The following is a 12,051-nucleotide window of genomic DNA, read 5'->3' as shown; positions in this document are numbered from 1 at the left end:
TCATGCAAAAGGCGCCCCGCAGGGCGCCTTTTGTTTTTGGGGGCGAAGGCCTTGCGGCCGGCGTCAGACCTTCTCGCCGATCACCGGCGTCTGCACCGCTGCGGCTTGCTCGGCGGCGTAGCCGCTGGCGATCCGCCGCCGCACGAACAGTCCGCCAATGCCCAGCAGCAGCGCGATGCTGCCGACGATCAGCGTGCCCTTGTCCGTGGCGCTTGATGCCGCAGCCTTGTCCTTGACTTCCATGATCTTCTGCACGTCGGCCAGCGAGACCACCGGCTGGCCCTTGAGCTTGACCTCGTAGACCAGGTTGTTGTCCGAAGGATCGACGCGCACGTCGACGGCCTCGTCGATCAGCGGTTCGAGTTTCTTGCGGCCCACCGCGTAGTCCACGCGCCATTTTTCGGTGCTGCCATCGGCCAGCTTGGCGTCGAGCACGAAGTAGTGGCGTGTCGTGCTGCCGCCGCGGCGGCGCTTGGTGGTTTCGGTGATCTCGCTGCCGCTGACGATCGTGCCGCTCTTGGCAACCAGGTCTTCCACCGCTGTGCCGTGCGTGTCGGCGCCGGCCTTGAATTGCGCATACGCCGCCCATCCCAGGATGCCGATGCCGAACAGCAGTGCGATCCATGCCTTGCCCGTGAGCTGATAGAACCAATCCCTCATGTTGTGTACCTTTTTTTGGCGAGTTGATAACCCGTCAATGGTAGGGGTTTGGCTGCTATCGTTTGAGTAGCGTATGGCCCAGTCTGGGTGCGGGTTCAGGGCCTTTTAGGAAGAAAGAATTCATCGAAAAGCACGAGCACTTCAGGGAAGTCGCGGCCGAAATTCGCGCGGCTCACGAAGTAGGCCTCGCAGGCCACCGCGAAGAACTCGCTGAGCGATGTCGCGCCATAGGCGTCGAGCCACGGCGGCTCGGCGCCGAAGCGGTCTGCCAGGATCGTTTTTTCGCGAAACCCCTCGTAGGCGGGCTTCAGCACGGCCAGCCATGCGGCACGGGCTTCGCGCGCGTTGCGCCGGCCTGCAAAGCCGGGCGGCAAGGGCGGGCAGCCGTTGGCGTCGCCGCTGCGCATGTCGATCTTGTGGGCGAACTCGTGGATGACCACGTTGTAGCCGCGCTCGCTGGTGACGCTGCTTGCGAGCACGTCGTCCCAGCTCAGCATCACCGGGCCGCGGTCCATGGCTTCGCCGGCCACGACCTCGTTGTACTCGTGCACCACCTGGGCTTCATCGACGAACTTGCGCTTGGCCACGACCTCGGACCGGTGCACGACGATGCCGACGAAATCGTCGTACCAGTTCAGGCCGCCCTTCAGGTGCAGCACCGGCAGCACGGCCTGGGCTGCGATGGCCAGCGCCACTTCGTTGGTGATGGTGAAGCCCTTCGCACCATGGAATTCCTTGTCGCGCAGGAACTCGGCGCAAAGCTGCCGCAGCCGCTGTTGTTCGGCAACGGGCCGGTCACCCAGGAAGGCGTAGCGCTTGAGCGCGGATTGCCAAGCGGCTTCAGGAATCGGGGGCAGGGCGCGCAGCCGGCGCAGCCACTTGAACATCGGTGGCGCGGCGCCGCTAGCGCAGGTCGACGCGTTGTGCGCCGGCGGTGGACAGGCAAAGCAATTGCGCGCGCGGTGGATGGGCGGCCGCATCCCAGTCGCTCAGCACGATGCGGCGCAGGCCGTGGCCCAGGTCGTGATCGGCGGGGCGATGCGTGTGGCCGTGCACCAGCGCGTGGGCGCCGGATTGCTGCAGCCACTGGCGCGCGGCGGCCGTGTCGACATCGGCCCAGACCATCGACGGATCGCGCTTGCGGTCTTCGCTTTGCACGCGCATGGAACGCGCGAGCGCGCGGCGCTCCTGCAGCGGCCGGGCGAGGAACGCGGTTTGCCATTCAGGCGTGCGAACCTGTGCGCGGAACTTGAGGTATTCGGTGTCCTCCAGGCAGAGGACGTCGCCATGGCTCAGCAGCCAGCGCTGGCCGTGCAGCACCAGTACCGTGGGGTCGTCAAGCAGCGTGAAGCCGCACTGGGCGGCAAGCGCCGGGCCGACGAGGAAGTCGCGGTTGCCGTGCATGAAGAACACCGGCAGCCGCTGCGCGGTGCGGTGCAGCAGCTCGGCACACTGGGCCTCGAAGCCGGGCTGGTCGGCGGCATCGTCGCCCACCCAGACCTCGAACAGGTCGCCCAGGATGATCAGTGCATCGGCCGGTGTGGTCTGCAGATAGCCCTGCCAGGCCTCGAAGGTGGCGGGCTCGCCGGCCTGCAGGTGCAGGTCGGAGATCAGGTCGACGGTGCGCCACGCGGGTGGCGCCACCAGCTCGCTGAAAGCCGGGTTCGCCACAGTGGTCATGCCGCGTCGCGCCTGCTCGTCATTCTGCGATGACAACAGCCTTTTCGATCACCACGTCGTCGAGCGGCACGTCGTCGTGGAAGCCCTTGCGGCCCGTCTTCACGGCCTTGATTTTGTCGACCACGTCGGTGCCGTTGATCACCTTGCCGAACACGGCATAGCCCCAGCCCTGGGCCGAAGGTGCCGTGTGGTTCAGGAAGCCGTTGTCCGACACGTTGATGAAGAACTGCGCGGTGGCCGAGTGGGGCGCGCTGGTGCGGGCCATGGCGACGGTGTAGTTGGCGTTCTTCAGGCCGTTGTTGGCTTCGTTCTGGATCTCGGCGCCGGTGGGCTTTTGCTTCATGCCGGGCTCGAAGCCACCGCCTTGCACCATGAAGCCGGGGATCACGCGGTGGAACACCGTGTTGTCGTAGTGGCCTTGCTTGACGTAGGCGATGAAGTTCTCGGCCGACTTCGGTGCCTTCTCGGCGTCGAGTTCGAGCGTGATCACGCCGTAGTTCTTGATGTGCAGTTCGACTTGGGGGTTGCTCATGGGTGACTCCTTCTTCGGAAAACGGATTACTTTGCCAGCAGCGTGGCGGACTTGATGGTGATGGCTTCAACGGGCACGTTCTGCATGCCGGCCTTGTTGCCGGTCTGCACGGCGCGGATCTTGTCGACCACGTCGGTGCCCGCGACGACCTTGCCGAACACGGTGTACCCGTAGCCATCGGGGTTGGGTGCGTTCAGCGAGTCGTTGTTCTTCACGTTGATGAAGAACTGCGAAGTGGCCGAATCGGGGTTGCCGGTGCGGGCCATGGCGACCGTGTACTTGTCGTTCTTCAGGCCGTTGCTCGCTTCGAGCGGAATCGGCGCACGCGTGGGCTTTTGCTGCATGTCGGCTGTGAAGCCGCCGCCCTGGATCATGAAGCCGTCGATCACGCGGTGGAACACCGTGCCGTCGTAGTGCTTGTCCTTGACGTACTGCAGGAAGTTCTCGACCGACTTGGGCGCCTTGGCGGCGTCGAGTTCGATCACGATGTCGCCGGCCGAGGTGGCGAGCTTGACGCGCGGCGAAGCGGCCTGTGCGTAGCCGGTGGCGGCAAAGGTCAGTGCGGCGGCAAGCACGAGTGCGCTGCGGCGGCTGAATCGAGAAAAGGCATGAATCGTCAAGTGATGCTCCGGGTGCGAATGAGGGAGGGCATGGCCTGTGCAACAGGCGCCGCTGTGCCGGCACCCATGTCGAAGGCGACGGTTACTTACTTGCTGGATTTGCCGACCGGCTTGCGAATGACCACCGGCGCTGTCGGCAATGCGGCGGCTTCGGCTTCGGCCTTCGAGGTGAAGATCTGGCGGATCAGCGCCAGCTTGGGTGCGACGCTCGAATTGGTGCTCGCGAACTGCTGTGCGCGCACGTACTCTTGTGCGGCAAGGCGCGCATAGACGTCGCCCAGGTTCTCGTGCGCTGTGGCGTAGTTCGGGTTGAGGCGCAGCGCCGTTTCCAGCGCATTGCGGGCCTGGTCGAACTTGCTTTGCGATGCATAGAGCGCCGCCAGGTTGTTGTAGGGCTCGGGCAGTTCGGGGAAGTCTTGCGTGAGCTGCGTGAACGCGGTGATGGCCTCGGTCTGCTTGTTCTGCTCGGTGAGGATCACGCCACGCAAAAAGCGCATTTGCGGATCGCGAGGCTTGCCGGCGATGTAAGTGTCGGCCTTGGCCAGCGCCTCGTTCGACTTGCCCTGGCGCAGCAGAAGATTCACATCGTCATACTCGTTGGCATGGGCTGCTGAGCCCCAGAGGCTGAACAGCAGTGCGAAGGCAATGGAGAGTCTGGAGAACGCGGCGTGCTTCATGAAGCCTCTGCAGGAGTGGGGAAATCCGGGCCTGAGAAACACCCGGGAAATACTTGGCACGTGCCGTTTATACTAGGTCGATTGTAGCCGAGGGGCCATGTCGAACCCCTCGCGACCACTGCCCCCGTCACCCCTGAAAAACACCGTTGTTCGCCCGTGCCGCACGTGCGCGAAGCAACGCTTTCCGAATCTAATGAGTCTGCGCATCTACAACACGCTGTCGCGTGAATTGGAGGAATTCTCCCCATTGCACCCTGGCCAGGTGCGCATGTACGTTTGCGGCATGACGGTCTACGATTATTGCCACCTCGGCCACGCGCGCTCGATGATCGCTTTCGACGTGGTGCAGCGCTGGCTCAAGGTCAGCGGCTTCGAGGTGACCTATGTCCGCAACATCACCGACATCGACGACAAGATCATCCGCCGCGCCGTGGAAAACGGCGAGAGCATCCGCGCGCTGACCGATCGCATGATCGACGCGCTGCATGAAGACGCCGACGCGCTCGGCATCGAGCGCCCCACGCACGAACCGCGCGCCACCGACTACATCCCGCAGATGCTGTCGATGATCGGCACGCTCGAAAAGAAGGGCCTGGCCTATCGCTCCGACAACGGTGACGTGAACTACGCGGTGCGCAAGTTCCCGGGCTACGGCAAGCTCAGCGGCAAGTCGATCGACGAGCTGCATGCGGGCGAGCGCGTGGCCGTGCTCGACGGCAAGGACGACCCGCTCGACCCGGTGCTCTGGAAGAGTGCCAAGGCGAGCGAACCCGATGAAGTGAAGTGGGCCAGCGAGTTCGGCGCTGGCCGTCCCGGCTGGCACATCGAGTGCTCGGCCATGGCCTGCGAGCTGCTCGGCAAGACGCTGGACATCCACGGCGGTGGCGAAGACCTGCAGTTCCCGCACCACGAGAACGAGATCGCGCAGAGTGAAGGCGCGAACGACCAGCCGCTGGCCAACTACTGGATGCACAACGGCTTCATCGTGACCGACAACGAGAAGATGTCCAAGAGCCTGGGCAACTTCTTCCTGATCCGCGATGTGCTGAAGAAGTACGACGCCGAGACCATCCGTTTCTTCGTGCTGCGCGCGCACTACCGTCGCCCGCTGAACTACAGCGACGTGCATCTCGACGATGCACGCGCGTCGCTCAAGCGGCTGTACACGGCGCTCGATCTCGTTGCGCCCGCCGATGTGAAGATCGACTGGACCGACCCGTATGCCGCGCGCTTCAAGGCCGCGATGGACGAAGACTTTGCAACGCCTGAAGCCGTGGCGGTGCTGTTCGATCTGGCGGGTGAAGTGAACCGCACGCAATCGGCCACGCAGGCCGGCTTGCTGAAGGCATTGGGTGCGTGCGTGCAGATCCTGCAGGACGATCCCAAGCGCTTTCTGCGCGCCGGCACCACGCTCGACGAAGCAACCATCCAGACGCAGATCGATGCGCGCGCCGCCGCCAAGGCCGCAAAGAATTTCGCCGAAGCCGATCGCATCCGCAAGGCGTTGCTCGAGCAGGGCATCGTGCTCAAGGATTCCCCCACGGGCACGACCTGGGCGGCTGCGCAGTGAACGGGACCACGAACCCCATGCCCGCCACCCGAAAGACCAGCGTTCAGATCTTCACGCCGGACTATTGGGAAGATGCATGCAAGCACCTCGCCAAGAAAGACCGCGTGATGAAGCGGCTCATTCCGAAGTTCGGCGACGCTTGCCTCGAGTCGCGCGGCGACGCCTTCACCACGCTGGCGCGCAGCGTCGTCGGCCAGCAGATCTCGGTGAAGGCCGCGCAGTCGGTCTGGGACAAGTTTGCTGCACTGCCGCGCAAACTGACGCCGGCCAACGTGCTCAAGCTCAAGGTCGACGACATGCGCGGGGCAGGGCTGTCGGCGCGCAAGGTCGAATACCTGGTCGACCTGGCCCTGCACTTCGATTCGGGCATGGTGCATGTCGATTCGTGGAAAGACATGGCCGATGAACTCATCATCGACGAGCTCGTCGCCATTCGCGGCATTGGCCGCTGGACGGCCGAGATGTTTCTCATCTTTCACCTGATGCGGCCGAACGTGTTGCCCGTAGACGACCTCGGGCTGCTCAACGGCATCAGCGTGAACTATTTTTCGGGCGACCCGGTGAGCCGGAGCGATGCCCGCGACGTCGCCGTGGCCTGGGCGCCTTATTGCAGCGTGGCGACTTGGTATATTTGGCGGTCTCTCGACCCCGTACCGGTCGCGTACTGAACAACAGGAGAAGACGTTGGCAAAACGAACCTTCCTCGACTTCGAGCAGCCCATTGCTGAACTCGAAACAAAAATCGAAGAACTGCGCTATGTACAGACCGAATCTGCGGTCGACATCTCGGAAGAAATCGACCAGCTCGGCAAGAAAAGCCAGCAGCTCACCAAGGACATCTACAGCGACCTGACGCCCTGGCAGATCACCAAGATCGCGCGGCATCCGGAGCGCCCCTACACGCTCGACTACGTCAACGAAATCTTCACTGATTTCGTCGAACTGCACGGCGATCGCCATTTCTCGGACGACCTGTCGATCGTGGGCGGTCTTGCGCGCTTCAACGGCGTGCCCTGCATGGTGCTGGGCCACCAGAAGGGCCGCGACACGAAGGAGCGCACCGCGCGCAACTTCGGCATGAGCAAGCCCGAGGGCTACCGCAAGGCCTTGCGGCTCATGAAGACGGCCGAAAAATTCAAGCTGCCGGTGTTCACCTTCGTCGATACGCCGGGTGCCTACCCGGGCATCGACGCCGAAGAGCGCGGCCAGTCCGAAGCCATCGGCCGCAACATCTTCGAGATGGCGCAGCTCGAAGTGCCGATCATCGTCACCATCATTGGTGAAGGCGGCTCGGGTGGTGCGTTGGCCATCTCGGTGGGCGACCAGCTTGTGATGCTGCAGTACTCGATCTATTCGGTCATCAGCCCCGAAGGCTGCGCTTCGATTCTCTGGAAGACCAGCGACAAGGCGCAGGAGGCGGCGGATGCACTAGGCATTACCGCACATCGCCTGAAGGCGCTGGGCCTGGTCGACAAGATCGTGAACGAGCCGGTCGGCGGCGCACACCGCGACCATCGCCAGATGGCTGCGTTCCTCAAGCGAGCGCTCAATGACGCGTTCCGCCAGGTCAGCGACCTGAAGCCGAAGGAACTGCTGGATCGCCGCTACGAGCGCCTGCAAAGCTACGGCCGGTTCAACGACACCAAGGCCGACACCGGCAGATAAGCAAGTCATGAGCGAAGCCTTCGAACGCGCCATCGCCGCGTTCGAGCCGGCGCAACTGCCGCTGGCGGTGGGCTTCAGTGGCGGCGCGGATTCCACCGCCTTGCTGGCCGCATGCGCAACGCGCTGGCCGGGGCAGGTGATTGCCTTCCACGTGCACCACGGCCTGCAGGCCGCGGCCGACGATTTCGAGCGTCACTGCCGCACGGTGTGCGAGCGGCTGGGCATGCCGCTGGTCGCTCACCGGGTCGATGCGCGGCATGCACCGGGCGGCAGCCCGGAAGACGCGGCTCGTCGCGCCCGCTATCAGGCATTTGCCGACATGGCGCGCCCCCAGGCGGGCAGGGCGCCCGTCAAATCCATTGCGTTGGGCCATCACGCCGACGACCAGGTCGAAACCCTGCTGCTGGCACTTTCGCGCGGCGCCGGACTTCCCGGCCTGGCGGCCATGCCCGCACATGCCGAACGCAACGGCCTCGACATCTATCGACCGCTTCTTGCCGTACCCGCCGCCGACATTCGTGCATGGCTGGCCGGGCGTGACTTGCCGTGGATCGAAGACCCGAGCAACGGCGATGCGCGCTACACGCGCAACCGGATTCGCGCCGTGCTGCTGCCCGCCCTGGCGCAGGCCTTTCCGCAGTTCCGTGCCACTTTTGCCCGCAGCAGCGGCCACGCGGCACAGGCGCAGCAGCTCCTGGGCGAACTGGCGGTGCAGGACCTGGAAGCCGTCGGCGATCCACCGCGCATCACCGCATTGCAGGCGCTGTCGCGCGCCCGGCAGGCCAATGTGCTGCGCCACTGGCTGATGCAGACGCACGGCGCAGCGCCCAGCGCGGCGCAGCTCGACCAGCTGCTCGACCAGCTCCGCGCCTGCACCACGCGCGGCCATCGCATCCACCTGAAGGTGGCGGGCGGCTTCACCGAGCGGAAGGGCGATTTCCTGCATTGGTACAATGCCCCGCCCTCGCCAAAGACTTTGCTCTGACAGCTTGCAGGGCGCCGCCCTTCAAGCGGCCCTTTTTCTTTCTCTGATTTCATCCATGGCATTGATCGTTCACAAATACGGCGGTACGTCGATGGGCTCGACCGAGCGCATCAAGAATGTCGCAAAGCGCGTTGCCAAATGGGCACGCGCCGGCCACCAGATGATCGTGGTTCCAAGTGCCATGAGCGGCGAGACCAATCGCCTGCTCGGCCTGGCCAAGGAACTGGCGCCGAGCAAACCGGGCGTGGCCCACGGCCGCGAACTCGACATGCTGGCCGCTACCGGCGAACAGGCGTCGTCGGCGCTGCTGGCCATTGCGCTGCAGGCCGAGGGCGTGGAGTCCGTGAGCTACGCGGGCTGGCAGGTCTCGGTGCGCACCGACAACTCGTACACCAAGGCCCGCATCGAAAGCATCGACGATGCCCGCGTGATGGCCGACCTGAACGCCGGCAAGGTGGTGGTCATCACCGGCTTCCAGGGTGTGGACGACGCCGGCAACATCACCACGCTGGGCCGTGGCGGCAGCGACACCTCGGCCGTGGCCATTGCCGCTGCCATGAAGGCGCACGAATGCCTGATCTATACCGACGTCGACGGGGTCTACACGACCGATCCGCGCGTCGAGCCCGATGCGCGCCGCCTGACGACCGTGAGCTTCGAAGAGATGCTCGAGATGGCGAGCCTGGGCTCCAAGGTGCTGCAAATCCGCTCGGTGGAATTCGCCGGCAAGTACAAGGTGCCGCTGCGCGTGCTTTCGAGCTTCACGCCGTGGGACATCGACATCAATGAAGAGGCCAAGTCCGGCACGCTGATCACTTTCGAGGAAGACGAAAACATGGAACAAGCCGTCGTATCCGGCATCGCATTCAACCGCGACGAAGCCAAGATCTCGGTGCTGGGCGTGCCCGACAAGCCGGGCATTGCGTATCACATCCTCGGTGCCGTGGCGGACGCCAACATCGAAGTCGACGTGATCATCCAGAACCTGAGCAAGGACGGCAAGACCGACTTCAGCTTCACCGTTCACCGCAACGAGTACGCCAAGACGATCGACCTGCTGCAGTCGAAGGTCATGCCCTCGCTGGGTGCCACCGAAGTCGTGGGCGACACCAAGATCTGCAAGGTCAGCATCGTCGGCATCGGCATGCGCAGCCACGTCGGCGTGGCGAGCAAGATGTTCCGTGTGCTGAGCGAAGAAGGCATCAACATCCAGATGATCTCGACCAGCGAGATCAAGACCTCGGTCGTGATCGACGAAAAATATATGGAATTGGCAGTGCGCGCGCTGCACAAAGCCTTCGATCTTGACCAACCGAGCGCTTAAGTGATGGCATAATCTCGGCTTCTTTCAGGAACTGTGACCGAGTGGCCGAAGGTGCTCCCCTGCTAAGGGAGTATGGGGTGTAGAGCCTCATCGAGGGTTCGAATCCCTCCGGTTCCGCCAAACATGGCTTCTGGTGCCTTCCAGAAGCCAGCCAAAAAATCCCCGTAGATCATTGATCTGCGGGGATTTTTTCTTTGGGCTGGCCTGGCCTTCCGGCTCCTGCGTGGCCTTGATTCAGGCTAGGCCCAAAGGCAGCGCCAGGCTGAAGCGAACAGGCCCATCCTGCCCCGCACTTTCCAGCCGCGCGCAGCCGCGATGCAACTCCGCAATCTGATGCACCAGGTACAGCCCCAGTCCGGCGCCGGGGGACTGCACGGCCTTGCGTCCGCGAAAGTACTTTTCGAACACGCGAGCCACTTCGTCGGCGGGTATGGCGTCGCCGGGGTTGCTCACGCCGATGCGCAGGCCATCGACTGCGTCGAGAGCAACATTCAGCTCGATCGCACGGCCTGCGGGTGTATGGCGATCCGCATTGGCGAGCAGGTTGCGCAGCGCAACGCGCAGCAGTCCCGGGTCGCACACCAGTTGCCGGGGCAACTCGCGCGCGTGAAGTGCAACACGCCCGTGCGGCCAGTCGGCCGCCAGATCCTCGAACAGTTCCACCAGTTCTTCCCGCTCGCAGATGCGCGGCTGAAATTGCGTCTGGCCGGTCTCCATGCGGTCGGCTGTCAGGTACTCGTCGACAAGCGCGGCCATGCGTTGCACGGCGGCGCGCAGGTTCATGCAGCGCGACAGGGTCTTCTCGCGCGCTGCGTCGAGGTTCCTGGCGATCTGCTGTGCCGTGGTGTTGATGATCGCCAGCGGCGTGCGGAATTCATGCGACACCATCGCCACGAAATCCAGTTGCGACTGCTTGGCGCGGCGCTCGGTTTCCAGCGCGGCGCGCAGTTCGATCTCTAGCCGCTCGCGCTGCTCGATCTCGTTGCGAAGGTCTGCCGTGCGCCGGCGCACCTTGTCTTCGAGCAGGTCGTTCTGCTCGCCGACGATCTGCACGATGCGGGCCTGCACCGCCTCTTTCTCGCGGCGCAACAGGTCGTAGCGCCGATTCAGCCGCATGCTCATCAGCAGCATGTGGAGCAGGGTGCCCAGGGCGGCCGCGTTGTTGGTCCAGACGTTGGCCGGCAGCCAGCCCATGTTGCGCTCGAAGCTCACCAGCACGCCCGTGTAGTAGATGCCGAAGATCAGCAGGAAAGCGCGCGCCTGGCCATCGTCGCGCGGCAACAGCCACAGCGCCGCGCCGATCAGGCACAGGATGCTGAGCATGGCCACCAACTGCATCGCGAGCATGGCCGGACCGTTGTGGCCGGCCAGCACCAAGGCGGCGGACACCGCACTCAGCATCGTCACCGCACGCAGTGCAGTGCGGGCGAAGCGCGGCCAATGCCCGTCCACGTTCAGTTGCATGACGGCGAAGCGGATGCCGATCGCCAGGCCGGCGCACATGGAGAAACTCAGCAAGGTGTCGGACAGCCACACCGGCATTGCGAGCAGTTGCTGCGGAAGCCCCGCGGTCAGAAGCTCGACCAGCAGCGCATTGGAAACATAGAGCAGGTACCAGGCGCTCAGACGCTCGCGGGTCATTTGCCAGAACAGCGAGTGAAAGGCGATCAGCAGCAGGCCGAACCCGACGCCAAGGCCATACCAAAGGTACTCGCGTCGCGCCGTGCCGCCATAGGCCTCGGGCGTCGCGAAGGCGATGGTGGTCGACATCGCGTTCTTGGTTTGCAGGCGCAGCAGCAACGGTGTCGGTGACGTGCTCTCCAGGGTCAGCGGCAACTGCACGTTGCGTGCATCCACAGGCCAGTTCTGGCGGCCGATGTCCTCGCCCGAGTGCTGTGCCAACCGCCATTGCCCGGGTGCATCCTCGCGGTACATCTGCACATCGTCGAGCAGCGCATTGCTGAACTGGACCAGCCATTGGTGGGGCGCATCGGCGGACCGTTGCACGTCCAGCCGTATCCACAGCGTGTCGGTGGTGTAGCCCGCGTTCACCGCACCGGGCAGCGATTTCCAGCCCGTTGCCGCTGCCGCTTCATCAGCGCCGAGGCGGCCTCCGGGATCGCGAAGCATGGACAGGTGGCCGTGGCTGTCGACGCTCTCGCGCGGGTCCAGCCGCAGCGGCGCGGCTTGCACAACGCATGGCGTGGCGATGCCCCACACGACCATGAAGCCACATATGCGAAGACACCAAGCGAACCATTTCATCGGCGCGGATTATCTCTGGCGCTCACCTAGAATCCGCGCCTTCATCCGCGTGCAAGCGCCGCTTTGTTGCCGC

At 64.2% G+C, this 12,051-nt stretch carries 12 protein-coding genes and 1 tRNA gene; 6 read left to right on the top strand and 7 right to left on the bottom strand.

Translation table 11 applies throughout. From position 1 onward, the window contains the following. Positions 1-63 precede the first annotated feature (63 nt). The 6 genes from ACSFB7_RS13480 to ACSFB7_RS13455 all read right to left on the bottom strand — a co-directional run bounded on the left by ACSFB7_RS13480 (position 64) and on the right by ACSFB7_RS13455 (position 4,169). Positions 64-660: a hypothetical protein gene (locus tag ACSFB7_RS13480; protein WP_435470805.1), complete on the bottom strand. Its 597-nt coding sequence runs from the start codon at positions 658-660 to the stop codon at positions 64-66. A gap of 95 nt (positions 661-755) precedes the next feature. Continuing rightward, complete coding sequence (locus ACSFB7_RS13475; protein WP_435470803.1) at positions 756-1,547, bottom strand: M90 family metallopeptidase; 792 nt, start codon at positions 1,545-1,547, stop codon at positions 756-758. Between the two features lie 16 nt (positions 1,548-1,563). After that, on the bottom strand, positions 1,564-2,340 hold the full coding sequence (locus tag ACSFB7_RS13470) for a UDP-2,3-diacylglucosamine diphosphatase (RefSeq protein WP_435470801.1): 777 nt from the start codon (positions 2,338-2,340) through the stop codon (positions 1,564-1,566). Between the two features lie 19 nt (positions 2,341-2,359). Further along, positions 2,360-2,872, bottom strand: coding sequence for a peptidylprolyl isomerase (locus ACSFB7_RS13465; RefSeq protein ID WP_435470799.1), 513 nt, complete (start codon positions 2,870-2,872; stop codon positions 2,360-2,362). Positions 2,873-2,898: 26 nt separating this feature from the next. Beyond that, on the bottom strand, positions 2,899-3,492 hold the full coding sequence (locus tag ACSFB7_RS13460) for a peptidylprolyl isomerase (RefSeq protein ID WP_435470798.1): 594 nt from the start codon (positions 3,490-3,492) through the stop codon (positions 2,899-2,901). 86 nt (positions 3,493-3,578) lie between these two features. Continuing rightward, positions 3,579-4,169: a tetratricopeptide repeat protein gene (locus ACSFB7_RS13455; RefSeq protein WP_435470796.1), complete on the bottom strand. Its 591-nt coding sequence runs from the start codon at positions 4,167-4,169 to the stop codon at positions 3,579-3,581. A 193-nt stretch (positions 4,170-4,362) separates the two neighbouring features. Between ACSFB7_RS13455 and cysS the strand changes: the two genes are divergently transcribed. The 6 genes from cysS (at position 4,363) to ACSFB7_RS13425 (ending at position 9,833) form a co-directional block, all read left to right on the top strand. Further along, on the top strand, positions 4,363-5,739 hold the full coding sequence (gene cysS / locus ACSFB7_RS13450; RefSeq protein ID WP_435470794.1) for a cysteine--tRNA ligase: 1,377 nt from the start codon (positions 4,363-4,365) through the stop codon (positions 5,737-5,739). A gap of 17 nt (positions 5,740-5,756) precedes the next feature. After that, complete coding sequence (locus ACSFB7_RS13445; RefSeq protein ID WP_435470792.1) at positions 5,757-6,407, top strand: DNA-3-methyladenine glycosylase family protein; 651 nt, start codon at positions 5,757-5,759, stop codon at positions 6,405-6,407. A 16-nt stretch (positions 6,408-6,423) separates the two neighbouring features. After that, positions 6,424-7,404 carry an acetyl-CoA carboxylase carboxyltransferase subunit alpha gene (locus tag ACSFB7_RS13440; RefSeq protein WP_013541914.1) on the top strand — a complete coding sequence of 327 codons (981 nt, stop codon included), beginning with the start codon at positions 6,424-6,426 and terminating at the stop codon, positions 7,402-7,404. 7 nt (positions 7,405-7,411) lie between these two features. Next, positions 7,412-8,389 carry a tRNA lysidine(34) synthetase TilS gene (gene tilS / locus ACSFB7_RS13435; RefSeq protein ID WP_435470790.1) on the top strand — a complete coding sequence of 326 codons (978 nt, stop codon included), beginning with the start codon at positions 7,412-7,414 and terminating at the stop codon, positions 8,387-8,389. A gap of 55 nt (positions 8,390-8,444) precedes the next feature. Beyond that, positions 8,445-9,713: an aspartate kinase gene (locus ACSFB7_RS13430; RefSeq protein ID WP_435470788.1), complete on the top strand. Its 1,269-nt coding sequence runs from the start codon at positions 8,445-8,447 to the stop codon at positions 9,711-9,713. Positions 9,714-9,740: 27 nt separating this feature from the next. Continuing rightward, positions 9,741-9,833, top strand: a tRNA-Ser gene (locus tag ACSFB7_RS13425). A gap of 114 nt (positions 9,834-9,947) precedes the next feature. Here the strand turns inward: ACSFB7_RS13425 and ACSFB7_RS13420 are convergent. Then, positions 9,948-11,978 (bottom strand): sensor histidine kinase, encoded by a 2,031-nt coding sequence (locus ACSFB7_RS13420; protein WP_435470786.1) that lies wholly within the window; start codon positions 11,976-11,978, stop codon positions 9,948-9,950. Between the last annotated feature and the right edge of the window lie 73 nt (positions 11,979-12,051).

Source organism: Variovorax raffinosi, from assembly GCF_051216615.1.
In the GTDB taxonomy this organism is placed as follows: domain Bacteria; phylum Pseudomonadota; class Gammaproteobacteria; order Burkholderiales; family Burkholderiaceae_C; genus Variovorax.
Note: the sequence above shows the minus strand (reverse complement) of the source record. Positions and strands in the feature narration are given on the sequence as shown.